The sequence below is a fragment of the Trabulsiella odontotermitis genome, from assembly GCF_001297775.1.
In the GTDB taxonomy this organism is placed as follows: domain Bacteria; phylum Pseudomonadota; class Gammaproteobacteria; order Enterobacterales; family Enterobacteriaceae; genus Trabulsiella; species Trabulsiella odontotermitis.
This window is the reverse complement of the sequence record NZ_LIFX01000019.1, coordinates 1-21,448: the sequence shown is the minus strand read 5'-3', so window position 1 is coordinate 21,448 and position 21,448 is coordinate 1. Positions and strand designations below refer to the sequence as shown.

Below are 21,448 nucleotides of genomic sequence, written 5' to 3'. Positions count from 1 at the left end.
CCTCTATATGTACTGGCCTCAGGTTGTCTGGGCCGTGCTGGTATTGCTGGGGCTTGGCATCGAGCTTGCCCGCCACGGGCAAGCTCGCACGGGTAAGCACAGTTTCTGGTGGCAGCTCTTTGGTTCAGCAACGGTAGCCTGGTTGCTGTGGTGTGGCGGCTTCTTCAGTCAGGCCCGCGCAGCCCAGCCACCGCAGGCCGCGCTGCAGTATCGCGACGATGTGATCCGTAATGCCCGGCTTGAATGGGGGATGTCTGCGCCGGTGGCCGATTTTGCCGCGCAGCTGCATCAGGAAAGCGGCTGGCGACCTGATGCGGTCTCACCGGTTGGTGCTCAGGGACTGGCGCAGTTTATGCCCGCCACTGCCGACTGGATAAGCCAGCTAATGCCGGGGCTTAAGAGCCGCGAGCCGTTCAATCCTGCATGGGCTATCCGGGCGCTGGTCAGCTATGACCGCTGGCTATGGGAGCGAGTAAGCGCCGCCAACAACTGTGAGCGGATGGCCATGGCCCTGTCGGGGTACAACGGCGGTCTGGGCTGGGTGCAGCGTGACAAACGGCTGGCATCGCAGAAAGGGCTGGACAGCGGCCGCTGGTTTGGTCATGTCGCCACGGTCAATGCCGGACGCAGCCCCGCCAGCTGGCGTGAGAACCGCCACTACCCGCATCGCATTCTGCGGGAGCTGGCACCGGGATATCTGACATGGGGAGGCAGCAGCTGTGTGGAACCTGGTTAAAAGATTACCGTGGCGCGGCATGGTGCTGGCACTTGTCCTGATAGGCGTTCTTTATGGACTGAATCGCTGGGGCTATCACGACGGCACTGAAGATGAGAAACGTAACAGCATTGCGGCGCTTAGTCGCCTGCAGTCCGCATTTGATACATACAAAACCGAACAAACGGCGCTTGAGAACGCTGCGCTCCGTGATTGGGCAAAGCGTTATCAGGCGCAGGTCGCCACCGGGCAACAGGCCGAGGCTGGGTACCTTGAGCAGATAGCTCAACTTGAGAGCCAGAACAAACAACTACAGGGGCAAATTAACGATGTCACACAGCGCTGGATTGATGAAAAAGGCAAGAGCCATCCCATTGAGTGCGTGTTTACTCGCGGTTTCGTGCGCCAGTACAACGCCGCACTCGGATATGGCAACGCATCCGTCGACAGCGGCCATTCAGACACAACTACCACCGCTGGCACCGGCACTGGCGCAGCGTCCGGGCAACCTGAAGCCGCTGACGCCTGGCTACGCGACTCAGGCGTCTCCCAGCGTGACGTCCTCGCCAACATCATCGACAACGCGAAGCAGTGCCGCATCTGGCACAGCCAGATAAACGGGTTGCTGGACGAACGGGAAGGATTACAGAAATGACGTTGCAGGTTGAATTCTGGACGGTGGTGGGCTTCCTCATCACCTTCATGAGCTTTGTCGGTGGTATGGCCAAGTGGCTGTTCAGTAAAGCGGAGGAGCGCCAGGCTGCGCGGTTCGCCTCACTTGAGCAGTCGCTGCAGCAGTCCGCCTCCAACTGGGGCGAGCTGGAAAAAGAATTTATGCGGTTTAAGGCGGATTTGCCGCTGAACTATGTTCGCCGCGAGGACTACATCCGTGGCCAGACGGTTATCGAGGCCAAGCTGGACGCACTCTACAACAAACTGGAAGTGGTACAGCAGTACCGTCATACAGGAGGTCACAATGGTTGATATCGCCCGCGTGCGCCGGGAATCCCTGCGCTGGAGCCTGCTGGTTGCTCTGAACAAAACCCGCCCGTACACCGCCAGCGAGACGCTGCTGCTGGACGTGTCCCGCGCCATCTACCCGGACACCACGCCGCTGGAGCTGCGCCGTGAGCTGGATTATCTGGCTGACCGCAAGATGGTTGATCTGGAGAAAAAGCCCTCCGGCGACTGGTTCGCTGACCTGACCCGCCTCGGCGTTGATCTGGTGGAATACACCGTGGAATGCGGCCCCGGCATCGCCCGCCCGGAAAAGTACTGGAGTGAATGATGGCCAGACGCAGCACGATAGAAAAGCTGCCGGAAGATGTGCGTCGCTGGCTTGAGCGGGCGCTTAACGAATCCGGCTTCAGCGGATATACCGAGCTGGAGACCCTGTTGCGCGATCGGGGGTATGTCATCAGCAAATCGGCTATCCATCGCTATGGCCAGAAGATTGAGCGCCGTTATGGTGCCATCCGTGCGGCCACCGAAGCGGCCCGCATGCTGACCGAGGGCGCAGCCGACGATCAGGACGCGCGTTCGGAGGCGGTGATTGCCCTGATTCAGACGGAGTTGTTCGAGAGCATCGTCCAGCTGCAGGAAGCGGAGGAAGGCGAAGTCGATCCCAAAGAGCGCGTGGCGCTGCTGTCGAAGGTGGCGAAGAACGTGGCCACGCTGTCCCGCGCCTCGGTCAACCTGAAAAAGTTTCAGACTGAAGTCCGCTCCAGAGCGCAGCTGGCGGCCAGCAATGCCGAGAAAATTGCCCGTAAGGGCGGTCTGTCACATGAAGCGGCACAGGCAATACGCCGTGAAATCCTGGGGATCGCATCGTGAATCCGTTACCGCCCGTTGTACCTGACACCTCAGATTCCGACGTACCCGTTGTACTGATGCCCTATCAGCAGCGCTGGGTGGCTGATAATTCCCCGCTCAAGATTATCGAGAAGAGCCGCCGTACCGGTATCACCTGGGCCGAGGCATCCGATAACGTTCTGACGGCAGCATCAGCGGTGACAGCCGGAGGCATGAACGTCTATTACATCGCCTACAACCAGGACATGACCGTCGAATATATCCAGGCCTGTGCGATGTGGGCGCGCATGTTCAACTATGCCGCCAGTGAAATCGAGGAAGGCTTCTGGGAAGAGGAGGAAGATGACAAGCACATCAAGACCTACACCATCAAATTCCCTGACTCCGGCTTCCGCGTTGTCGCGCTCTCCAGCCGTCCGTCTAACCTGCGTGGTCGTCAGGGCATCATTGTTATCGACGAAGCGGCGTTCCATGAGCAACTGGACGAGCTGCTGAAGGCGGCGCTGGCGATGCTTATCTGGGGCGGCAAGGTTCGCGTTATCTCCACCCATGACGGCGACGACAACCCGTTCAATACGCTTATCGGCGATATCCGGGCCGGGCGTCAAGGCGGCAGCGTGCAGCGAATCCCGTTCAAAGAGGCGGTGGCAGAGGGACTCTTTCGCCGTGTCTGTCTGCGCACCGGGAAGGCATGGTCGCAGGAGGCGGAAGATGCATGGATGGCGTCGGTATACAAATTCTACGGTGCTGGCGCATCGGAAGAGCTTGACTGTATCCCGGCTAACGGCGGCGGAGCCTGGCTGTCCCGCGCACTGATTGAGTCACGCATGTCGGCTGATACGCCGGTGTTACGCCTGACCTGCCCGGAGGGTTATGAGCTTAAGCCCGACGATGTCCGCTGGAGCGAGACGCAGGACTGGCTGGATACGCATCTGAAACCGCAACTGGAGGCTCTGCCTGCAGATGCCCGCTCTTTCCTGGGGCGTGACTTTGGCCGCAGCGGTGACCTGTCGGTTGACTATCCCCTGCTGCAGGAGAAAAACCTGGTGCGCCGCGTACCGTTTGTGATGGAGCTGCGCAACGTGCCGTTCAAGCAACAGGAGCAAATCGCGTGGTACCTGATGGACGGCCTGCCAAACCTGATGGGTGCGGCGCTCGATGCCCGTGGTAACGGCTCCTACCTCGCCGAATACGCCATGCAGCGCTATGGCTCTAGCCGGGTTAAGCAGGTCATGCCCACCGAGGGCTGGTATCGCGAGCATATGCCGCCGGTCAAAGCTGCGCTGGAAGACGGCAATCTGGTTGATTTGCCGAAGGATGAAGACACGCTGGATGACCTGCGGGCCGTTCAGGTGGTAAACGGCGTTCCCCGCGTGCCGGAACAGCGCTCAAAAGCGAAGACGGATAATGGCAAACGCCACGGCGATTCAGCTATCGCGCTGGCGCTGGCGTACTTTGCCAGCCGTGAAATTAACAAAGGGCCGGTGAAGGCAAGCTCTCGCCGTCGCCGTCAGGCGGCCCGTATGCTGGAGGATTACTGATGGCCCGTGGACTCTGGGTTTCACCCAGTGAGTTCGTCAAATTTGCCGAACCCAATAAAACGCTGACGGAGCAAATCGCCTCGCGCAGCCGCTCCATCGACTTCTTCGGGCTGGGGATGTACCTGCCTAACCCTGACCCCATTCTGAAATCTCAGGGCAGGGATATCCGCATCTATCGCGAGCTGCGTACCGACCCGCTGGTCGGCGGCTGCATCCGCAGGCGTAAGGCAGCGGTCAAATCGCTGGAGCGCGGTCTTGAACGTGGTCATGCCCCGGCGCGGGTATTCAGCTTCATCCGGGATATGCTCGACGATCTGGATCTGTCCCGCATCATCGGCGAGATGACCGATGCCGTTCTCTATGGATATCAGCCCTGTGAGGTCATGTGGGGACGCTCTGTTAAATCCTGGGCCATCGCCGATATCGTGGGTAAGCCGCCTGAGTGGTTCCAGTTCGACAACGACAACCTGCTGCGCTTTCGTGCCAAAGACACCGGGCTGGAAGGTGAAGCGGTACCGCTGAACAAGTTCGTGGTACCACGCCAGGACGCGACCTACGACAACCCGTATGGTTTCCCCGACCTGTCGATGTGCTTCTGGCCTGTGACCTTTAAAAAAGGCGGCATGAAGTTCTGGGTACGCTTTGCCGAGAAGTACGGCTCACCGTGGGTCATTGGCAAGCATCCGCGCGGTACGGCACAGGGCGAGATTGACCTGCTGCTGGACTCCATGGAGGCAATGGTGGAAGACGCGGTGGCCGCTATCCCTGACGATTCCTCCATTGAAATTAAGGAGGCCGCTGGCAAGGCCGACAGCAGCGATATTTATAAAGACCTGATAACGCTTGCCCGCAGTGAAATCTCCATCGCGTTGCTGGGGCAGAACCAGACTACCGAAGCCAACAGCACCCGCGCCTCCGCGCAGGCAGGTCTGGAGGTCACCGATGATATCCGGGACGCTGATGCCGACATCGTGGTCAGCGCGGTGAATCAGGCCATCAAAATGGCGGTGTCGATGAACTTCGGCGACGTGGCCAGCCCCGTCTGGAAGATGTGGGAACAGGGTACGGTCGACGATACGCAGGCCACCCGTGACGAGAAGCTCAGCCGCGCAGGGGTGGCCTTCCTGCCGCAGTACTGGAAGCGCGAGTACCAGCTGCAGGACGGAGATATTGACGAGACACCACCGTCAGAGCGCCAGAAGAACGCGCTGCCGCTGTCATTTGCCGAGGCGATTGATGCCGATATACAGGCCCAGCAGGACCTCGATGATGCGCTGGATATTCTGATGAACGGTGGCACGCTAAACAACGTGCTTGCGCCAGTGCTGGAGCCGCTCTTTAAGCGAGTGAAAGACGGCGTGAACCCGTCTGAACTGCTGGGCGAACTGGCCGAACTTTATCCGCAGATGAACGCGGATGATCTGCAGGAGCGACTGGCCCGTATTATGTTTGTTGCAACTGTCTGGGGGCGTTTGCATGAGCGTGACAACGGCTGAGCTGGCCTACTGCATGACGCTGCCCCCTAAACGGGCTATCAGTTACCTGAAATCCAAAGGGTATAAAATGACCTGGGACTGGGAGGACATGTGGCAGGATGCCCATGCCCGTGCCTTCACCGTCGCCAAAGTGACCCGACTGGATATTCTGGAAGATATTCGAAGCGCCCTGCAGCAGGCGCTGGATGAAGGTAAGACTGACCGCTGGTTCCGGCAGGAGCTGGAGCCGGAGCTGCAGCGCAAGGGATGGTGGGGGCCACGCGATACCACCGACCCGGTAACGGGTGAGCCGGTCACCATCCAGCAGGGCAGCCCGTGGCGGCTCGATACCATCTTTCGCACCAATATGTCCGTGCTCTACAGCGCCGGGCGATGGGCTGAACAGATGGAGAACGTAGACGACAGGCCCTACTGGATGTATACCGGCATCAACGACAGCCATACCCGCAAGAGTCATCTGGCCCTGCATGGTCTTGTGCTGCGCTATGATGACCCGTTCTGGCAGGCGTTCTATCCGCCGAATGGCTGGCGCTGCCGTTGTGGCGTGATTGCCCTGAGCGCGGCGGATGTGCGTGCCCGTGGCCTGAAGGTGTCTGGCTCTGGCGCAGCCATGGGCTGGGAGCTGAAGCTGGTGTCAGAGAAAACGGGCGAGATGCAGAACGTCGCCACGTTCAATACCGGCACCACGCAGGTGGCTACCGATGTTGGCTGGTCTTACGCACCGGGGGCGGCATACCGTCCTGATCTGGCCCGCTATCAGGGCACGCTTAACCCGCTGGCACAGCAGGAACTGAGAGGATAACGATGGCTTCTGATAACCTGGTCAATATCACCATTAGCGATGAATCCCTGCGCCGGAGCCTCCGTGCACTGGACCTGGCCGCGACAGACCTTGAACCCGCGATGCGCAAAATCGCCGGAACCCTGCTGGCGGAAACGCAGTTTAACTTTCTTGATGAGGGCCGTCCGGGATGGACTCCCTCGCTGGCAGCAATCGAACGTGACGGACAAACACTGCAGAAGACCGGGCGTCTGATGGGGTCAGTATCAACCGATCATGATGACAGGCAGGCCGCGGTCGGCACTAACGTCGTTTATGGGCCTGTTCACCAGTTTGGGGGTAAAACGGGGCGTAATGAATCTGTTGAGCTTCCGGCCCGTCCGTTCCTGCCGATGACGGGTGACGGAGAGCTGCAGCCTGATGTGGTTGTCCCCATCCTCGATACGATTGTCCGCCATCTTGAAGCAGCGGCCCGTCGCTGAGTTTTGTCTCTACAGGCGGGTGATTTATCATTGCCAGCCGCTGAGGGGCTGTATTACCTTTATAAAGGCTTTACAGCCCCCGCTTCGCACCACTATTCGCCTGCAGCGTGACATTCCCCGTACTGATACCCCCGATTTTTTCTAAAGCAGATTAAAAGCGCTGCTGATGCTTTTTCCACAGACTGTCCCCAACAACGTAACGCGGGACAGCAAAATGCCAGCCATTCACATTTTTAAAGCCGGTACTCATACCGATATGCACGGCGCGAAACTGCCGTTCACGCAAAGCGATCTTGCCGCCTGCGTGAAAGCCTATGACCCGTCCGTCCATGAAGCACCACTCGTTATTGGCCACCCCAAAACGGAAGACCCGGCGTGGGGCTGGGTGAAATCCTTGTCGCTTAACGGCGCTGACCTGTTGGCTGAACCTGACCAGCTCGACCCGCAGTTTGCCGAACTGGTGGGCAACGGACGCTTCAAGAAGGTCTCCGCCTCGTTCTATCTCCCTGACTCACCGAACAATCCGAAGCCCGGCACGCTTTACCTGCGTCATGTCGGCTTTCTGGGGGCACAGCCACCTTCCATTAAGGGGCTGAAGCAGGTGTCGTTTGGTGAGAAAGAAGAAGGCGTCGTGGAGTTTGCCGACTGGAGTGATATCACCAATGCCTCTTTATGGCGGCGTCTGCGCGATTTTCTGATCGCCCAGTTCGGGCTGGACGAGACCGACAAGGTGCTTCCTTCATGGCAGGTTGACTCCCTGCGCGAAGAGGCTTACCGCGACACCGGGAAGTCTGAACCGGACTTCAGTGAACACAATCCCAACCCTCAACAAGAGAACAGCACCATGACTGATGAAGAAATCAAAGCGCTTCAGGCGGAAAATACGCGTCTGAAAGCGGAAGCCACCCAGCGGGCGGAACAGGAAGCGAAGACCAGGCAGGAAAAACTGCACGCGGACAACGTCTCCTTTGCCGAGAAGCTGGTCGGCGCGGGTCGCCTGACCCCGGCAGCAAAACCGGTTGTTGTTGCCATTCTTGATGCGGTAGCCGGTGGTGATAAGCCTGTCGAGTTCGCCGAGGGCGATACCCGCACCCCGCTGGCCACGGCGTTTAAGACACTGCTGGATGGCACTGCCCCGGTACTGAATTTCAGTGAGCACGCGACCAAAGACCGCGTGAACACGGATATCAGAACGACGTCAGCAGAGTTCGCTGAAGCCGACCCGGAACGTCTGGCGCTGCATCAGAAAGCGCTGGAACTGTCGAAAAAAGAAGGCATCAGCTACGACGCTGCTGTCTCCCGCTGCCTGTAATTAAGGAGAGAACATGTCTGACTATTTAAAGGGTAAGCGCGTTGTTGACCCGGTGCTGACCAGCATCGCTCGCGGTTATAAAAATGTCGCGTTCATCGGCGAGCGCATCTTCCCCATTGTCCAGACCGATAAGGAAGGTGTGACCGTTCCGACTTTCGGTAAATCCGCCTTTGTGGAGTACGACACCGAGCGTGCCGTGGGGGCTGACAGCAACGTTCTGGTACGCGAGAAAACCGGCAAGCTGGACCTGGTTCTCAACGAACACGATCTGGCCGCGCCGGTGGACTATCGCGAGCAGGCCGAGTCGATGTTCAACGAAGAGGCCAAAGCCATTCGCCGTGTGACCAGCGGCGTCAACCTCAAGCGCGAACTGTATGCGGCCCGTCTGGCCCAGGACAAAAACGTCTACCGTGCAGCTAACGTCAAAGCGCTGGCTGCGGCTGAACGCTGGGGCGGTGGCAAGGGTGATCCGATTGGCATCATCGAGGGCGGGATCGAAGCGGTACGTAACGCCACTGGCCTGCGTCCGAACCTGATGACCATGGGGGCAAGCGTCATGTCGCTGCTGAAGTTCCACCCGGCGATTCAGGCCGCGATTGGTGCCAACGAGCGCAAGCGTATCACCATCGAAATTCTGAAAGACCTTTTCCAGCTGGAGGATGTGGCGATTGGCGAGCCGGTCTCCATGGCATCCATGAAAGACGCGCAGAACAAGGACAAAGTCCCGACCGATATCTGGGGCGACAATCTGATGCTGCATTACGTCGGCAAACCCCAGCCGGGCACCGACAGCGCCGACGAAAACGAGCCGTCCTTCGGTTACACCCTGCGCCGTAAAGGCATGCCGGTGGCGGATAAATACGACGGCGTCGGCGGCAAGGTGAAGTACTGCCGTTATACCGATATCTACAAAGTCGCCGTGGTCGGTGGCGATGCCGGGTATCTCGTCACCAACATCGTGAAATAAGGAGACTGCCATGGGTACAACTCAGCAGGTCATTCTGACCACCACCGTGACGGCCAGCGCGGCGCTGACACAACAGCGGTTTGTCGGTGTCGATAACGCGCCATGCAAGGCCGGAGCCGTCGCGCTCGGTGTGGCGGAGGTGGATGCCGCTGCCGGTGATGTAACGCCGGTTAACGTACTGGGCATCGTTGCCGTCGAAGCCGGTGCGGCAGTCAATAAAGGGCAGAACGTCCAGTCGGATGCGAACGCCTGTGCCGTTCCTCAGGTCCCGGCAGCCGGTGAAACCCCGGCGGGTATTTCAGCCGGGATTGCACTGGATGATGCGCTGGCCGAAGGCGATGTTATCCGCATCCTGCGCGGGGTGTGACATGTACTGCTCTCTGGCGGATTTGGTTGAGCAGGTGCCGGAGCGGACGCTTATCCAGCTCACCAACGAGGAGCTGGATTTCGACACACCCGCAGCGGTGAAGACAGAGGTGGTGGATGGCTGTATTCGCTATGCAGATGAGCTGATTGATGCCCATCTGCGCGGACGCTATACCCTGCCACTGGCGGAGATACCGACCGTTCTGCGGGACATTGCCATCACGCTGGTGCGTTACCGGCTCTATACCCGCCGCCCGGAAGGTGCAGTCCCGGATACCGTGAAGGATGACCACAAAGAGGCCCGGCGTCAGCTGGAGGCTATCCGCGACGGGAAGCTCACACTGGGGCTGCAGTCCACCCAAAAAGATGTGCCCGAGTCCGGTGAAATCCGGGCGCGGGCACGCCGCCCCACCTTTGGCGGGCGTGATGGTTTGCTGGAGAAATACTGATGAACGTTCTGCCCGTCCTTGATGCTGTACTGGCCCGGTTACGCGAGAAACTGCCCCAGCTGCAGGTGGAGTACTTCCCGGAGAAACCGGCTGAATATCGCCTGAATCATCCTGTTGGGGCGCTGCTGGTGAGCTATGCCGGGTCGCGCTTCGACAAGCCCAATGATATCGGCGCGGTGATCCAGCCCCAGACCATTCAGCTCTGCGTCACGGTGGTCTTCCGCCAGCTCAACGGTAAAAGAGGTGCGATTGACGTTCTGGATGCAGTCCGCCGCATCCTCGGCGGTTACACCCCGCCGAACTGCCGCCGTCGTATCTGGCTGACCCGTGAAGTGTTTATCGGTGAGGTCAAGGGGCTGTGGCAGTACGCTCTCGACTTCGCAACCGAAAGCGTCTTTATCGAAGACAGCGATTTACCGTCCGGCCCGTTGTTAACCGAAGTGAACTATGAGGAAAGCGAGTGATGAAAGAATACCGCTATTCCGGCCCGGCCAGCGGCGTCACGCTGTCGGACGGAACCGAAATCCTGCTCTGGCCGGGGAAGAATGTTTCCCTGCCGGAGGAGCATGACTATGTGAAGGTACTGGTGGCGCTGAAGCATCTGACGCCGGTATCTGAAGAGACTAAACCCGCCAGCACACCGGCTGTGCAGCCACAAAAGCGCAGGAGCGGCGGCGACAGCGATGTGAAAACGGAGGACTCCCATGTCAGCTAACTATCTGCATGGCGTCGAAACCATTGAGGTGGAAAACGGTGCCCGCCCGGTTAAAACGGTGAAATCCGCCGTCATTGGCCTGATTGGTACTGCCCCAATGGGAGACGTCAATACGCTGGTGCAGTGTCTGTCTGAGAAAGATGCAGCGGCGTTTGGCAGCCAGCTCACTGGCTTTACCATTCCGCAGGCACTGGATGCGATCTACGACCACGGGGCAGGCACCGTTCTGGTCATTAACGTGCTTGATCCGGCTGTGCATAAAACCGCTGTGGCCGATGAAGACGTAACATTCGACAAGGCGACGGGCAAGGCACAGCTGGCTAATCCGGTGGTTGCGCAGCTGGTACTGAAACCGGACAGCGATGGCCAGCCTTATGTGGAAGGTCAGGACTACTCGCTTGATGCACAGACCGGGGTGATTACCAACCTCGGTAAGAGCATTGCTGCAAATGCAACGGTGAAGGCCAGCTATAACTATGCTGATCCGACCAAAGTCACCCCGGCTGATATCATCGGTGCCGTTAACGCGGCGGGCAACCGTACCGGCATGAAGCTGCTTAACGACAGCTTCAACCTGTTTGGCTACTTCGCCAAAATCCTGATTGCCCCGGTATTCTGTACCCAGAACAGCGTCTCGGTTGAGCTTATCGCCATGGCTGTGAAGCTGGGCGCGGTGACCTACATCGATGCACCGATTGGTACCACCTTTGCACAGGCACTGGCGGGACGTGGCCCGGCAGGTACTATCAACTTTAATACCAGCTCCGATCGTGTCCGCCTGTGCTACCCCCACGTGAAAGTATATGACGCGGCCACCAACAGCGAGCGACTGGAGCCGCTGAGCCAGCGTGCCGCAGGGCTGCGTGCCAAAGTCGACCTGGACAAGGGCTACTGGTGGTCATCCTCCAACCAGGAGATTCTGGGTATCACCGGCGTTGAGCGTCAGCTGTCGGCAATGATTGACGACCCGCAGAGCGAGGTGAACCTGCTCAACGAACAGGGCATCACGACGGTCTTCAGCAGCTACGGCAGCGGCCTGCGCCTGTGGGGCAACCGGACAGCGGCATGGCCAACAGTTACGCATATGCGCAACTTTGAGAACGTTCGTCGCACCGGCGATGTGATCAACGAGTCCCTGCGCTACTTCAGCCAGCAGTACATCGACATGCCGATTACCCAGGCGCTGATTGATGCGCTGACGGAATCGGTCAATGCCTACGGGCGCAAGATGATTGGCGATGGCGCTCTGCTGGGTTTTAAATGCTGGTTTGATCCCTCCCGTAACGAAGAGACGGAGCTTGCCGCCGGTCACCTGTTGCTGAGCTACAAATACACGCCGCCACCGCCGCTGGAACGACTGACGTTTGAGACCGAGATCACCTCGGAATACCTGTTAACCCTGAAGGGGAATAGCTGATGGCAAAGATTGAGATCAACCGCATCACCAATGCCAACATCTATCTGGATAGCGCTAACCTGCTGGGCCGGGCCGAGGAGGTCAAACTGCCTGATGTGTCCATGACCATGCAGGAGCATAAGGCGCTGGGGATGGTTGGCAAGGTGGAACTCCCGGCAGGCTTCGACAAGCTGGAGGGTGAGATCAAGTGGAACAGCTTTTACCGCGACGCGATGCTGTCTGCTGCGAACCCGTATAAATCACTGGCGCTGCAGTGCCGTTCCAGCGTTCAGCGCTACAGTTCTCAGGGGCTGATTGATGAAGTGCCGCTGGTGACGTTCCTGACCATCATGTTCAAGAAGAACCCTCTGGGCACCTTCAAGCAGCATGAGAACGCCGAGTTCTCCAGTAGCTTCACCTGCACGTACATCAAGCAGGTACTGGATGGTGAAGAACTGCTGGAGCTGGACTATCTGGCCAACATCTTCCGCGTCGGCGGTGTTGACCAGTTGACTGACTACCGCATCAATATCGGGGGCTGATAGTGACCGTCAAGATTGAAGACAAAGGCGGGAACTGCGGTTCGATTGGTATGGCTAATGGAACCTGGTTTACCCTCCTCGATATTCCGGGGGTGGAAAACCTTTTTAACACCCAAAAAACCAATGACCCGATTGACTGTACCCGCTCCAGAGCACGGAAGCTGGCTGACCTGATTGAGGCATGGGAACCACCAGACCACTGGTTTACCGGCATCGGCAAAGCCGAAGGTAAGGCGCTCATTATCGAGTTTCTTCGTAACTGCAAAGGCTTTCGCACTCACTGATATCACAGGGGCTTCGGCCCCTTTCTTCTTAATCCCCTTTAATATTCGTTCCCCGCGTCACCGAACATACTGCCCTGAACTTACACAGGAGCATGAACATGTCACAGACCCAAACAGAAGCCGAAATCTTTGTCCTGCAGTTCCCATTCACCACGGCTGCGGGTAACTCCGTTTCTCAACTCACCCTTAAGCGCCTGATGGTTAAAGACCTCAAGCTGATCAAGAAAACGCATAAAGACCCGGCTGACTGGGATGAGCCTCTGATTTCCCGCAGTACCGGCCTGCTCCCGGAGGACCTGGATAATATGGACCTTGCTGATTATCTGGAGCTGCAGAAACGATTTCAGCAAGTCACTGGGCTGGGCAAAAGCAACAAAGACCCTGACGCAGGCACAGGGACTGCTGGCGAGGTGGTTTAGATTTCAGCCTGGGGAGATTGATGCCCTCGATACTGACGATCTGGAGATGTGGCTCGACCAGGCCGAAGAGCAGATCAAAAGCGAGTACGGCGACAACCAGTAACCCTCAGCACTTAACAGCCGCTTCTTGCGGCTGTTTTGCATGACTCTCCACTTTCAGAGGATAGCCACCGTGGCAAGTGAATTTTCAGTCGGCGTCATCATTGGCGGCATTGTCGGGAGCAGCTTTCGCTCTGCCGTCAGCGGTACCCGACGTGCCCTCGACTCCCTTGGCGATACGTCACGTCGCCTCCAGGAGCGCCAGAACGCCTTAACCCGCGCAACAGAGCGCTATGGGCAACTGGGTTCATCCCGGATGCAGCGCCTCAACAGCGATCTACTGCGTGTAAGTCGCACAATGGAGCAAATTGAGCGTCAGCAGCGCCGTCTGTCAGCGGTATCGGCCACCAGTGATGCGCTGAAAGCTAACCGCATGGCGCTCTATGGTCAGGGGGCTGAGACCTATGCCGTTGCCCGAACGCTGGGTTCACCCGTAATGAACTCAGTAAAACAATATGCCTCGTTTGAGTCCCAGCTTCGCGATATCAGCGTGACCGGCGATCTGGATGCACGTCAGGAACAGGCTATCGGTACTGCTATTCGTCAGGCATCGCTCAGGGTTAACCAGCTGCAGGAGTCTCTGCTGGGTGGTGTTGGTCAACTGGTTGCTGATGGTATGAACCCGGAACAGGCAGCAAAATTTGCGGGGATGCTGGGTAAAACAGCCACGGCCACCAAAGCGGATATGACCGACCTCGCCAAAATGACTTATGCCTTCAGCGATGCGCTTAAAATTACCGATGCGAAGGAGCTGGAGCAGGCGTTTGGTATGGCGGCTACCGGGGCCAAGCTCGGCTCATTTGAACTGAAGGATATGGCGAAAGCGTTACCCGGTATGGCCAAAGCTTTCGCAGCCCGTGGTATTTACGGTAAAGACGCCATAACCCAGATTGTCGCCAGTCTGGAAGTGGGTAAAGGCAGCGGCTCTGCAGAGGAAGCAGTCACCAATATGTCTAACTGGCTGGCGGCGATGGGGCGCGGAGATACCATTCAGAAATATGCCAAAGCCGGAGTGGACTACCAGGGGTCAATGCAAAATTATGTAGCCCAGGGACTCTCTCAGTATGAAGCCTCTCTGATGATTGCCAACCGTTTTGTTGACGGTAAAGGTAAGGCGTTTTTACAACAGTGGAATGCGGCAAAGGATTCTGGAGATCAGGAAGGTCAGCAGAAGTTGATGGAGTCCTTCGGACTGGCGGAAGTCTTCACCGATATTCAGACTGTCAACCATCTGCTGGCGATGCGTCAGGGCTGGGATAAATATCAGTCCAATAAACAGGAAATGAATAGCCCTACAGCACAGAACACGCTCAGTACTGATTTTAAGAAGCAAAACGATACTCTTGAGGCGCGCTGGCGCAGGACCCAGGTCGGTTTTAATGAGTCAGCAATCAGCATCGGCGAGTCATTAAAACCTGCATTAATCCAGTTAGGCGAAACATTCATTCCTCTGATAGACAGCGTAGGTAAGTGGATTGCAGCCAATCCGCAGCTGGTCAGCGGTACCATTAAGATTGTGGGGGCATTACTTGCTTTCAAGATGGCCACAATCGGTCTCAAGCTGGGGCTGAATCTCCTTATCTCACCATTTACCAGCGTATGGGGAAGTGTTGTTCGGCTTCGTGCTAACTGGCTTCGTCTGACCCTTGCACTGGGTGAAGGCGGCAAACTCCGCTGGCTGGTGACCGGCTTCAGCGCTGTCGCCAGAGGGGCCGGAACGCTGGGGCGTGTACTCGGAGGCGGTCTTGTTCGCGGTATTATGCTCGCCGGACGGGCCGTTCTCTGGATTGGCCGGGCACTGATGATGAACCCTATCGGTCTGGCCATCACCGCCGTTGCTGTGGCTGCTTATCTTATTTACCGCAACTGGGGAGCAGTCAGCGGCTGGTTTAAACAGCGCTGGGCAGATATTAAAACGGCGTTTAACGGCGGTATCGTGGGGATTGGTAAGCTGCTGATTAACTGGTCGCCGGTTGGTCTGCTCTACAAAGCCTTTGCGGCTGCGCTGAAATATCTCGGCGTTGATCTGCCAGCGAAGTTCACTGACTTCGGTGGCCATCTTATCGACGGGCTGATAAACGGCATCAAAAACAAATGGGACTCGCTCAAAACCACCGTCACCGACATGGGAGACAGCGTCGGCGGCTGGTTTAAAGAAAAACTGGGCATTCACTCACCGAGCCGGGTGTTTATGGGCTTTGGTGACAACATCGCACAGGGAGCAGCCATCGGCCTGCAGCGAACCACTCCGCTTGCGGCGCTGGCCGGGCAGCGGCTGGCTGAAGAAATGACCCCGGATGTTCCCCGTATCCCGTCGCCAGAAATCATGGCTGCGGGGTATTCAGGCCGTGGCGCAGCTGCATCCGGTGGCGGAATGTCTGGTGGTATTCAGGTCGACTTTAATCCTCAGTTCTACCTCAATGGCAAAGAGACAGCAGCGCCAGCCGGGCTGACCGGTGCGCTGAATATGAGCGTGCACGAGCTGGAAAAAATGCTGGAGCGTCTGCTGGCTCAGCAACAGCGCAGGAGGTACAGCTGATGTTTGCAGTTCTGGGCGATATTGAGTTTGAGCTGATTACCTACTGGGACGGCTTCGAGGCGACATTCGGCGTCGATTACGCCGAGCATGCCCGCATCGAAGGGAAGCCCGGCCTGCAGTTCATTGGCGACAAGCTGGACGAAATCCAGATAAGCCTGGTCTTTCACCAGCATTATTGCGTGCCCGACGTCGAGCTGGCCCGCCTGAGAACGGCGATGAAAGCTCATCAGGCGCTGGCGCTGGTCTTTGGCAACGGCGACTATCGCGGCTGGTTTGTGATTACCGACGTGACTGCGACCAGTGAGCAGACCGACAGCACCGGCAACGTGCTGGCCGTCAATGCCACCGCGTCTCTCCGGGAGTACATCGGCGACCCTAAAAACCCCCTGAAGCCGCCCGCTATCCGTGCACAGGTACCGGGCACCGGCGCGATATCTTCTGCGGTTCCGTCACCTTCCGGCGTGGCGCAGTATGTCCGGGACGGCGTCAACTATGCGAAGCAGGCACAGTCAGTGCTCCAGACCACCATGAGCGCGGTGCGGATTGCACAGAAAATGAAGGATAACCCGACAGTGGCGCTGACCCGTTTACCAGGGCTGATGAGCGGGCTGGGGAACATCTCCGGCTCACTGGGGAGCAGTATCCCGGCGTTTAATGCGCTGGCAGAGTCCATGCCGGAAGCAGTCAGTCTGGCACGGGCCACCGGTGAGGCTGCCTCGTATGTTCAGCAGGCGCAATCCGCGCTGAACGGCGTCGACGGCAGCAATATCGCGGCGGCACTGGATGCGGTTTCCGGCCAGCTTAACTCCGCCAGCACCACCTTCACCCGCATGTCGCCGGGGTTAAGCACCATGGCTGCCAGAATCCTGGCGAGGAGTGTCTGATGTTTCTTGAGCATGTCACCCGGGACGGGGAGCGCTGGGATGCGCTTGCATGGCAGTATTACGGCGACCCGATGGGCTATCCCCGGATTATTGCCGCCAATCCGCACGTGGCCATCACACCGGTGCTGCCCTCCGGGCTGCTGTTGCTCATTCCGGTGATTGAGGCTGAAGAAGCCACGACAGAAGAGGATACCCCACCATGGCTGAGGTAAGCAGTTCGCAGGCATCGTCTGCCCTGACAGGCGTCAGCGACGTACTTTCACCGGTGTTCACCCTGTGGTATCTGAAAAAGAATATCACCAGCGATATCACCCCATACGTCACCCGCATTACGTACAGCGATAACATCAAAAATGAGTCTGACACCATTGAGGTGGAGCTGGATGATACCGATGGCCGCTGGCTGGATGCATGGTATCCGGGCAAAGGCGACACGCTGACCCTGAAGGTGGGCTACCAGGGCGAGAAACTGCTGTCCTGCGGTACTTTCTCGATCGACGAGATAGAGGTCAGTTCACCTGCTTCCGTGGTTTCTATTCGGGGCGTGGCCACCTCAGTCAACAGCGCGTTACGGACGAAATCAAGTCGGGGTTTCGAGAGCACAACGCTGGCGGCCATCGCCGGGCGTATTGCCAAAAAGCATCAACTGAAGCTTGTCGGCAGCATCGAGGCCATCAAAATTGACCGTGTGACGCAGTACGCCGAGACCGACGTGGCCTTTCTGCACCGGCTGGCCAGCGAGTACGGTTATGCGGTGAAGATTGTCAGCGACCAGTTGATATTTTCGCATCTGGCCACGCTTCGCAGCCAGGAGCCGGTGCGGCAGCTGAAGCCACAGGATGTGGCCCGTTACTCGCTTCGCGATACCATCAACCGGGTCTATAAATCCGCCAGGGTCAAGCACCAGAAGAGCAGCACAAAAAAGCTGATTGTATATGAGGCTGACGGTGGGACCAGCGAGAGCAGCAGGCAAACCAAAGGCGGCAAGGTCACCAGCGCCGACAGGCTTCAGGTCAACAGCCGCGTCAGTGACCCGGACAGCGCCCGCATCAAGGCCGATTCCGCGCTGGCCCGTCACAACGAATACCAGCAGAGCGGTTCCCTGACCCTGATGGGAGCATCCCAGCTGACGGCAGGCAATAAAATTGAACTGTCAGGCTTTGGCCAGCTATCCGGGCCGTGGCTGATAACCACTGCCCGCCATACACTTGACCGCAGCAGCGGCTACGTGACCGAGCTGGACGTCGCGCGGGGGCCGGTGACGCGGGGTAAGGCGAAGAAAGGCAATAAGACCGGCAAGACCCAGACGCTCACCGTCTACAAGCCGGACGGCACCACAACCACGGTAATAAAGGAAAAGAAAAAATGACAGGCGTAACCCTACAGACTGGTACAGTCAGCGCCGTCGATGCTGATGGCGTGAAAGCCCGTGTCCGTTTGCCTGAGTGCGATAACATGCGCACCAACTGGCTGGACGTCCTTCAGCGCAATACCCAGAACAACAAAGACTACTGGCTCCCGGATGTGGGGGAACAGGTCAAAGTGCTGCTGGATGAAAACGGCGAAGATGGTGTGATTCTTGGCGCAGTCTATTCCGACATTGATAAACCATCGTTCAGCGACAAGAACGTTCGCGGCACAACATTCAGCGACGGGGCGGAGTTCAGCTACCACCGGGGCACCCATACGCTCACCATTAAGGGCGGAATCGAGCATCTGGTGATTGAGTGTAGTGCTGACGTGCTCGTGAAAACGCAGAAAGCCACAATTGATGCGCCACAGACCGAAATGACCGGAGATCTGCTTGTCAGGGGTAAGCTAACTTACGAGGGAGGGATGGCTGGCTCTGGCGGTGAAGGTGCCACCGCGACGATTAAGGGCAACATTGAGATTGAAGGGAATGCCCACGCCACCGGCAGCATGCTGTCTGATGGCGCAAACTCCAACCACCACTCCCACTGAACCTTCTTAAACGCCTTTAATATCGGCAATCCCTTCCGGGGGCAATACTGCCCCCATGAAAACAACCTCAGTATTCTGGCAACCGGCCCTGCAGGCCCCCGGCGAAATCGTCCAGGGGCTGGATGATATCTGGCAGGCCATTCAAATTATTCTGCGCACTCCTCGCGGCAGCGACCCGCACCGCCCGGAGTTCGGCAGCAATCTGCACCTTTATATCGACTGGCCCGTTGATCGTGCCATTCCGCACGTCGTGCGCGAGTCCGTCGATGCCATTCGCCGCTGGGAGCCTCGCTGCCAGCTGACGTCAGTTAAACCCGCCGTTGACGGTGAACATCTTACGCTCCGGGTGAGCTGGAAAGGCTCAGACGGACAACCCCGGACTCAGGAACTGCTATGGCGCTGACAGACCCCGATTTTATTGAACGCGATGCCGACAAAATCACGGCAGAAATGATTGCGAAGTATGAGGCGGATACCGGCAAAACGCTTTATCCGGCACAGGCCGAACGTCTGCTGATTGACCTCTGGGCCTATCGCGAAATGCTGGTCAGGGTGGCAGTACAGGAGGCGGCGAAGCAGAATCTGGTCGCCTTTGCCCGTGAGCCGATGATTGATTACCTCGGTGAACTGGTTGGCGTGTACCGCCTTGCCGCGCAGCCTGCATCGACACCTCTCCAATTCGCTGTCGACGAACCGATGGCGATGGATGTAGTGATACCGGCTGGCACCCGCGTCAGCGCCTCCGACAGTGTTATTTTCGCTACCGATGCGGACGTGGTGCTTAAGGCGGGCCTTATGCTGGTCAATGCCACAGCGACCTGTACCGAACCTGGTGATGCCGGTAACGGCTGGCAACCAGCTCAGGTCAGCCAGTTGCTTGATGAGATTGACAACGTCGACCTGCAGGTCACCAATCTTTCCGCCAGTTCTGGCGGGTCAGAGCAGGAAGACAATGACCGACTGCGTGAGCGCATCAGGCTGGCTCCTGAGTCCTTCACCAATGCCGGAAGCCGTGGCGCATACCGTTTTCATGCCATGGGAGCACATCCCAGCATTGTCGATGTCGCCGTTCTCTCGCCTGTGCCCGGCACCGTCGAGCTGTATCCACTGCTCAGCACCGGTCTGCCGGACGACAGCATCCTCACGCTGGTCGAGAGCTTCTGTTCGGATGAGAAAGTCAGACCGCTTACCGATACCGTTCATGCCAGAACGCCAGTACAGGTGGACTATGCCATCGATGCCCGCATCACGGTTTATCGTGGTCAGGACGTCAGTTCGATAAAAGACGCCGCCAATAATGCCATTCAGCGCTGGGTGGCTGCTCGTCGGGCAAAACTGGGGCTGGATATCGTGCCTGGGCAGATTAACGCCGTCCTGTCCGTTGAGGGGGTATATCAGGTTGAACTGCCCGGACTGGCGCTGGTTGTGGTGGCGGAAAACGAGTGGGCCAACTGTACCTCCATCAACATCACCATGTCGGGGGTAGCCGATGGCTGAACCGCTACAACTTCCGCCGCCGCTTGAGGGGGATATCAGCCTCAGAACGCTGGGCAGACTGGCCGGGCGACTGGACAGCATCAACCTGGAAGCCCTGATGGTCTACCTGGTGGATATCGTCGACAGCTCAGCGCTGCCATGGCTGGGCGAGCAATTCTCTCTGTTCGGCGACGGCTGGGAACTGGCTGAAGCTGATGACGTGCGCCGTGCCCTGATTAAATCGGCCATTGAGCTTCACCGCTACAAGGGGACGCCGTGGTCAATCCGGGAAATCATCCGTCGCTTTGGTTTTGGCGAGGTCGACCTGATTGAGGGGACCAGTCAAATCGGCTACGACGGCAGACACACGTACAACGGTATCTATGTTCATGGCGATGCCGAGGCTTGGGCGGTTTATCGCGTTATCCTCCGGCAGCCCATCACTAACGACCAGGCTGCGCTTTTGCGACAGACCCTCGCCGCGTTCGCACCGGCCCGCTGTCACCTTGCCAGTCTGGAGTATCAGTCTGTCGCGATTCGCTACAACAACACCGTCAACTATGACGGCAGCTATAACCACGGGAGCAGTTAATCATGGCAAACCTACCTGAAACCCCGCAGTGGGAAGACGGCATCTACCAGATAGAGGTCTCTGACCCCGTTCTGGGCGGGCCTGATGGGATTTCTAACCGTCAGGCTAAGCAACTGGCCAGCCGGACATCGTACCTGAAACAACAGGTTGAGAAAGGCGGTCAGAATTTGGCGGATCATATTGCCGCCCCGGACCCGCACACTCAGTATGCGCCGAAGGATAGTCCGGCCCTGACCGGTTCACCGACCGCGCCAACAGTGAGCAAAACGGATAACAGCACCAAACTGGCCACCACAGGTCATGTCAAAACGGTGGTCGCCGAATATGCTCCACTGGCCAGTCCTGGCTTAACCGGTAAACCGACAGCGCCGACTGCAGCGCAGGCGTCCAATGATACACAGCTGGCCACCACGGCATTCGTTAAAGCGGCACTTGCAGCACTTGTTGCCTCCTCTCCTGAAGCGCTTGATACGCTTAATGAGCTGGCGGCGGCTTTGGGTAACGATCCGAACTTTGCCACCACTATGACAAACGCGCTGGCAGGTAAGCAGCCTCTGGACAATACGCTTACCGAATTGTCTGGAAAGTCCGTGTCAGCGCTTCTCAATTACCTTGGTTT

The 21,448-nt window shown here is 58.0% G+C and carries 27 protein-coding genes and 1 pseudogene; all 28 read left to right on the top strand.

Annotation, left to right across the window (positions count from 1 at the left end):
* The first annotated feature begins 7 nt into the window (after positions 1 to 7).
* A complete protein-coding gene (locus AOY23_RS20775; protein WP_054181153.1) occupies positions 8 to 736 on the top strand; it encodes a transglycosylase SLT domain-containing protein in 729 nt (242 codons plus the stop codon).
* Positions 720 to 1,370 (top strand): MreC domain-containing protein, encoded by a 651-nt coding sequence (locus tag AOY23_RS20770; protein ID WP_054181126.1) that lies wholly within the window; start codon positions 720 to 722, stop codon positions 1,368 to 1,370. The genes AOY23_RS20775 and AOY23_RS20770 overlap by 17 nt, the downstream gene beginning before the upstream one ends.
* The gene (locus AOY23_RS20765) at positions 1,367 to 1,699 is read left to right on the top strand and encodes a hypothetical protein (RefSeq protein ID WP_054181127.1); all 333 of its coding nucleotides are present in this window, start codon (positions 1,367 to 1,369) and stop codon (positions 1,697 to 1,699) included. Before AOY23_RS20770 ends, AOY23_RS20765 begins: the two co-directional genes overlap by 4 nt.
* Positions 1,692 to 2,003, top strand: a complete 312-nt coding sequence (locus tag AOY23_RS20760; protein WP_006122433.1) for a hypothetical protein — start codon at positions 1,692 to 1,694, stop codon at positions 2,001 to 2,003. Before AOY23_RS20765 ends, AOY23_RS20760 begins: the two co-directional genes overlap by 8 nt.
* Positions 2,003 to 2,548 (top strand): DUF3486 family protein, encoded by a 546-nt coding sequence (locus tag AOY23_RS20755; protein WP_054181128.1) that lies wholly within the window; start codon positions 2,003 to 2,005, stop codon positions 2,546 to 2,548. Before AOY23_RS20760 ends, AOY23_RS20755 begins: the two co-directional genes overlap by 1 nt.
* Entirely contained in the window at positions 2,545 to 4,068 is a 1,524-nt protein-coding gene (locus tag AOY23_RS20750) for a hypothetical protein (RefSeq protein WP_054181129.1), read from the top strand. The genes AOY23_RS20755 and AOY23_RS20750 overlap by 4 nt, the downstream gene beginning before the upstream one ends.
* Entirely contained in the window at positions 4,068 to 5,564 is a 1,497-nt protein-coding gene (locus AOY23_RS20745) for a phage portal protein family protein (RefSeq protein ID WP_054181130.1), read from the top strand. The genes AOY23_RS20750 and AOY23_RS20745 overlap by 1 nt, the downstream gene beginning before the upstream one ends.
* Positions 5,545 to 6,366 carry a phage head morphogenesis protein gene (locus AOY23_RS20740; protein ID WP_054181131.1) on the top strand — a complete coding sequence of 274 codons (822 nt, stop codon included), beginning with the start codon at positions 5,545 to 5,547 and terminating at the stop codon, positions 6,364 to 6,366. The genes AOY23_RS20745 and AOY23_RS20740 overlap by 20 nt, the downstream gene beginning before the upstream one ends.
* Before the next feature lie 2 nt (positions 6,367 to 6,368).
* A complete protein-coding gene (locus AOY23_RS20735; protein ID WP_054181132.1) occupies positions 6,369 to 6,827 on the top strand; it encodes a phage virion morphogenesis protein in 459 nt (152 codons plus the stop codon).
* Positions 6,828 to 7,041: 214 nt separating this feature from the next.
* The gene (locus AOY23_RS20730; protein WP_054181133.1) at positions 7,042 to 8,139 is read left to right on the top strand and encodes a hypothetical protein; all 1,098 of its coding nucleotides are present in this window, start codon (positions 7,042 to 7,044) and stop codon (positions 8,137 to 8,139) included.
* A gap of 13 nt (positions 8,140 to 8,152) precedes the next feature.
* Complete coding sequence (locus AOY23_RS20725) at positions 8,153 to 9,106, top strand: hypothetical protein (RefSeq protein WP_054181134.1); 954 nt, start codon at positions 8,153 to 8,155, stop codon at positions 9,104 to 9,106.
* 10 nt (positions 9,107 to 9,116) lie between these two features.
* Positions 9,117 to 9,473, top strand: a complete 357-nt coding sequence (locus AOY23_RS20720; RefSeq protein WP_054181135.1) for a DUF2190 family protein — start codon at positions 9,117 to 9,119, stop codon at positions 9,471 to 9,473.
* Between the two features lies 1 nt (position 9,474).
* Positions 9,475 to 9,921 carry a gp436 family protein gene (locus AOY23_RS20715; RefSeq protein WP_054181136.1) on the top strand — a complete coding sequence of 149 codons (447 nt, stop codon included), beginning with the start codon at positions 9,475 to 9,477 and terminating at the stop codon, positions 9,919 to 9,921.
* Positions 9,921 to 10,385: a Gp37 family protein gene (locus tag AOY23_RS20710; RefSeq protein WP_032639465.1), complete on the top strand. Its 465-nt coding sequence runs from the start codon at positions 9,921 to 9,923 to the stop codon at positions 10,383 to 10,385. Before AOY23_RS20715 ends, AOY23_RS20710 begins: the two co-directional genes overlap by 1 nt.
* On the top strand, positions 10,385 to 10,636 hold the full coding sequence (locus AOY23_RS20705) for a hypothetical protein (RefSeq protein WP_190322508.1): 252 nt from the start codon (positions 10,385 to 10,387) through the stop codon (positions 10,634 to 10,636). The genes AOY23_RS20710 and AOY23_RS20705 overlap by 1 nt, the downstream gene beginning before the upstream one ends.
* Positions 10,626 to 12,053, top strand: a complete 1,428-nt coding sequence (locus AOY23_RS20700; RefSeq protein ID WP_054181138.1) for a phage tail sheath subtilisin-like domain-containing protein — start codon at positions 10,626 to 10,628, stop codon at positions 12,051 to 12,053. The genes AOY23_RS20705 and AOY23_RS20700 overlap by 11 nt, the downstream gene beginning before the upstream one ends.
* Positions 12,050 to 12,574 carry a phage major tail tube protein gene (locus AOY23_RS20695; RefSeq protein WP_162838558.1) on the top strand — a complete coding sequence of 175 codons (525 nt, stop codon included), beginning with the start codon at positions 12,050 to 12,052 and terminating at the stop codon, positions 12,572 to 12,574. Before AOY23_RS20700 ends, AOY23_RS20695 begins: the two co-directional genes overlap by 4 nt.
* A gap of 50 nt (positions 12,575 to 12,624) precedes the next feature.
* Positions 12,625 to 12,858 (top strand): hypothetical protein, encoded by a 234-nt coding sequence (locus AOY23_RS20690; protein WP_249427723.1) that lies wholly within the window; start codon positions 12,625 to 12,627, stop codon positions 12,856 to 12,858.
* Positions 12,859 to 12,956: 98 nt separating this feature from the next.
* Positions 12,957 to 13,277 (top strand): phage tail assembly protein, encoded by a 321-nt coding sequence (locus AOY23_RS20685; protein WP_054181141.1) that lies wholly within the window; start codon positions 12,957 to 12,959, stop codon positions 13,275 to 13,277.
* 172 nt (positions 13,278 to 13,449) lie between these two features.
* A complete protein-coding gene (locus AOY23_RS20680) occupies positions 13,450 to 15,915 on the top strand; it encodes a phage tail tape measure protein (RefSeq protein WP_054181142.1) in 2,466 nt (821 codons plus the stop codon).
* A complete protein-coding gene (locus tag AOY23_RS20675) occupies positions 15,915 to 16,799 on the top strand; it encodes a phage tail protein (protein ID WP_054181143.1) in 885 nt (294 codons plus the stop codon). The genes AOY23_RS20680 and AOY23_RS20675 overlap by 1 nt, the downstream gene beginning before the upstream one ends.
* A complete protein-coding gene (locus tag AOY23_RS20670) occupies positions 16,799 to 17,011 on the top strand; it encodes a tail protein X (protein ID WP_181497797.1) in 213 nt (70 codons plus the stop codon). Before AOY23_RS20675 ends, AOY23_RS20670 begins: the two co-directional genes overlap by 1 nt.
* Positions 16,999 to 18,168 (top strand): phage late control D family protein, encoded by a 1,170-nt coding sequence (locus AOY23_RS20665; protein ID WP_054181145.1) that lies wholly within the window; start codon positions 16,999 to 17,001, stop codon positions 18,166 to 18,168. Before AOY23_RS20670 ends, AOY23_RS20665 begins: the two co-directional genes overlap by 13 nt.
* On the top strand, positions 18,165 to 18,761 hold the full coding sequence (locus AOY23_RS20660; protein ID WP_054181146.1) for a phage baseplate assembly protein V: 597 nt from the start codon (positions 18,165 to 18,167) through the stop codon (positions 18,759 to 18,761). Before AOY23_RS20665 ends, AOY23_RS20660 begins: the two co-directional genes overlap by 4 nt.
* Positions 18,762 to 18,816: 55 nt before the next feature.
* Entirely contained in the window at positions 18,817 to 19,164 is a 348-nt protein-coding gene (locus tag AOY23_RS20655; RefSeq protein WP_054181147.1) for a GPW/gp25 family protein, read from the top strand.
* Positions 19,155 to 20,258, top strand: a complete 1,104-nt coding sequence (locus AOY23_RS20650; protein WP_054181148.1) for a baseplate assembly protein — start codon at positions 19,155 to 19,157, stop codon at positions 20,256 to 20,258. The genes AOY23_RS20655 and AOY23_RS20650 overlap by 10 nt, the downstream gene beginning before the upstream one ends.
* A complete protein-coding gene (locus tag AOY23_RS20645) occupies positions 20,251 to 20,829 on the top strand; it encodes a phage tail protein I (RefSeq protein ID WP_054181149.1) in 579 nt (192 codons plus the stop codon). Before AOY23_RS20650 ends, AOY23_RS20645 begins: the two co-directional genes overlap by 8 nt.
* A gap of 2 nt (positions 20,830 to 20,831) precedes the next feature.
* Positions 20,832 to 21,448 (top strand): annotated as a pseudogene (locus tag AOY23_RS20640) (hypothetical protein); the annotation flags it as partial.

What these genes read in the sequence shown, in the direction of transcription:
- AOY23_RS20760 (WP_006122433.1), top strand. Translation starts at nt 1,692, where the DNA reads ATGGTTGATATCGCCCGCGTGCGCCGGGAATCCCTGCGCTGGAGCCTG.
- AOY23_RS20745 (WP_054181130.1), top strand. Translation starts at nt 4,068, where the DNA reads ATGGCCCGTGGACTCTGGGTTTCACCCAGTGAGTTCGTCAAATTTGCC.
- AOY23_RS20710 (WP_032639465.1), top strand. Translation starts at nt 9,921, where the DNA reads ATGAACGTTCTGCCCGTCCTTGATGCTGTACTGGCCCGGTTACGCGAG.
- AOY23_RS20765 (WP_054181127.1), top strand. Translation starts at nt 1,367, where the DNA reads ATGACGTTGCAGGTTGAATTCTGGACGGTGGTGGGCTTCCTCATCACC.
- AOY23_RS20720 (WP_054181135.1), top strand. Translation starts at nt 9,117, where the DNA reads ATGGGTACAACTCAGCAGGTCATTCTGACCACCACCGTGACGGCCAGC.
- AOY23_RS20700 (WP_054181138.1), top strand. Translation starts at nt 10,626, where the DNA reads ATGTCAGCTAACTATCTGCATGGCGTCGAAACCATTGAGGTGGAAAAC.
- AOY23_RS20685 (WP_054181141.1), top strand. Translation starts at nt 12,957, where the DNA reads ATGTCACAGACCCAAACAGAAGCCGAAATCTTTGTCCTGCAGTTCCCA.
- AOY23_RS20715 (WP_054181136.1), top strand. Translation starts at nt 9,475, where the DNA reads ATGTACTGCTCTCTGGCGGATTTGGTTGAGCAGGTGCCGGAGCGGACG.
- AOY23_RS20655 (WP_054181147.1), top strand. Translation starts at nt 18,817, where the DNA reads ATGAAAACAACCTCAGTATTCTGGCAACCGGCCCTGCAGGCCCCCGGC.
- AOY23_RS20755 (WP_054181128.1), top strand. Translation starts at nt 2,003, where the DNA reads ATGGCCAGACGCAGCACGATAGAAAAGCTGCCGGAAGATGTGCGTCGC.
- AOY23_RS20705 (WP_190322508.1), top strand. Translation starts at nt 10,385, where the DNA reads ATGAAAGAATACCGCTATTCCGGCCCGGCCAGCGGCGTCACGCTGTCG.
- AOY23_RS20660 (WP_054181146.1), top strand. Translation starts at nt 18,165, where the DNA reads ATGACAGGCGTAACCCTACAGACTGGTACAGTCAGCGCCGTCGATGCT.
- AOY23_RS20735 (WP_054181132.1), top strand. Translation starts at nt 6,369, where the DNA reads ATGGCTTCTGATAACCTGGTCAATATCACCATTAGCGATGAATCCCTG.
- AOY23_RS20740 (WP_054181131.1), top strand. Translation starts at nt 5,545, where the DNA reads ATGAGCGTGACAACGGCTGAGCTGGCCTACTGCATGACGCTGCCCCCT.
- AOY23_RS20725 (WP_054181134.1), top strand. Translation starts at nt 8,153, where the DNA reads ATGTCTGACTATTTAAAGGGTAAGCGCGTTGTTGACCCGGTGCTGACC.
- AOY23_RS20665 (WP_054181145.1), top strand. Translation starts at nt 16,999, where the DNA reads ATGGCTGAGGTAAGCAGTTCGCAGGCATCGTCTGCCCTGACAGGCGTC.
- AOY23_RS20645 (WP_054181149.1), top strand. Translation starts at nt 20,251, where the DNA reads ATGGCTGAACCGCTACAACTTCCGCCGCCGCTTGAGGGGGATATCAGC.
- AOY23_RS20690 (WP_249427723.1), top strand. Translation starts at nt 12,625, where the DNA reads ATGGCTAATGGAACCTGGTTTACCCTCCTCGATATTCCGGGGGTGGAA.
- AOY23_RS20775 (WP_054181153.1), top strand. Translation starts at nt 8, where the DNA reads ATGTACTGGCCTCAGGTTGTCTGGGCCGTGCTGGTATTGCTGGGGCTT.
- AOY23_RS20670 (WP_181497797.1), top strand. Translation starts at nt 16,799, where the DNA reads ATGTTTCTTGAGCATGTCACCCGGGACGGGGAGCGCTGGGATGCGCTT.
- AOY23_RS20730 (WP_054181133.1), top strand. Translation starts at nt 7,042, where the DNA reads ATGCCAGCCATTCACATTTTTAAAGCCGGTACTCATACCGATATGCAC.
- AOY23_RS20675 (WP_054181143.1), top strand. Translation starts at nt 15,915, where the DNA reads ATGTTTGCAGTTCTGGGCGATATTGAGTTTGAGCTGATTACCTACTGG.
- AOY23_RS20650 (WP_054181148.1), top strand. Translation starts at nt 19,155, where the DNA reads ATGGCGCTGACAGACCCCGATTTTATTGAACGCGATGCCGACAAAATC.